The sequence below is a fragment of the Kitasatospora sp. NPDC094028 genome, from assembly GCF_049543595.1.
Classification (GTDB): domain Bacteria; phylum Actinomycetota; class Actinomycetes; order Streptomycetales; family Streptomycetaceae; genus Kitasatospora.
On record NZ_JBMVFA010000144.1, the window covers coordinates 1 to 1,004 of the forward strand.

Annotated in this window: 3 protein-coding genes; all 3 read right to left on the reverse strand. The window is 77.0% G+C overall.

Annotation, left to right across the window (positions count from 1 at the left end; translation table 11 throughout):
* Positions 1-410 (reverse strand): Maf family protein (locus ACPC54_RS42420; protein WP_498973134.1); only part of this gene is annotated, 410 nt, incomplete at its 3' end.
* Positions 411-571: 161 nt separating this feature from the next.
* On the reverse strand, positions 572-709 hold the full coding sequence (mmpB, locus tag ACPC54_RS42425; protein ID WP_181516653.1) for a morphogenic membrane protein MmpB: 138 nt from the start codon (positions 707-709) through the stop codon (positions 572-574).
* A 105-nt stretch (positions 710-814) separates the two neighbouring features.
* On the reverse strand, positions 815-1,004 hold a 190-nt coding region (locus ACPC54_RS42430), incomplete at its 5' end, for an acyl-CoA carboxylase epsilon subunit (protein WP_498973137.1).

The following is a 1,004-nucleotide window of genomic DNA, read 5'->3' on the forward strand; positions in this document are numbered from 1 at the left end:
GGCTCGCCGAACCGTACGACGGTGGAGGCGGTCGCCGAGACGAAGCGCTTGGCCGCCGTGTCCCAGACGCAATGCCCCGTCTGGAGGATGCCGGCCCGGCCGCGCATGGACTTCCAGCGGGCGGTGTCCTCCTCGGCGTCCGCGGGCTTGCCGAGCGCGCGGTCGTCCAGCTCCAGCACCGAGTCGCAGCCGATCACCAGCGCGCCCTGCACCTCGGGCCGGGCCGCCACCACGGATGCCTTGGCCTCGGCGAGGGCGAGGGCCAGTTCGGCCGGGGTGGGGGCGGTGACGGCGTCCTCGTCGACCCCGCTCACGATGACCTCGGGCGTGAGGCCCGCCTGCCGGAGCAGGCCGAGACGGGCGGGGGACTGGGAGGCGAGAACGAGTCGCCTGCGGTGCGTCGAGGTCATGCGGTCAGGTTAGTCACCCGATTGCGGGCCCGCGCGAATCACCTCGCGGCGGCCCGCGCGAATCACCTCGCGGCGGCCCGCGCGAATCACCTGGCGGCGGGTCCGGCGCGGACCCGGTGGGCGCGGCGCGGGCGGTGGGCGCCGGCGGGGGCCCGGTGGGCTCAGCGCAGCCCCATCAGGGCGGCCACGATCATGGCCCCGGTCACCGCCACGGCCATCAGGATGCCGAGCCGCCGCAGCATGTCCTGCGCGTCGCGCAGCTCTTTCGGCGGTTCGTCATCAGGGTCTGACCAGAGCATGCCTTAAGCGTGCGGCCTGGCCGGCGAGGGCCGCCTGAGTACGGGTACTCAAGTCGGCCCCCGGCGTCGTACCTCCGTACGCCGCCCCGCGCGCCCCTGAGGGCCTCAGCTGGGCCAGTAGGTGCGGGTCCAGGCCGCCGCGCCCGCGCGGGGGACGCGGGCGGCGGCGACGCGGGCCGGGTCGGACCACGCGTCCCTCGGGCCCCGCACGCCGGACGGCGCGGCGGCCGCCGCCGCGGCGCGGGCGCGGACCACCGCCAGGGCGGCGGCCAGCTCCTCGGGGGTCGGGTTGCCT

Excerpts from the sequence above, each read along its gene's own strand:
- mmpB (WP_181516653.1), bottom strand. The coding sequence starts at position 709 with ATGCTCTGGTCAGACCCTGATGACGAACCGCCGAAAGAGCTGCGCGAC.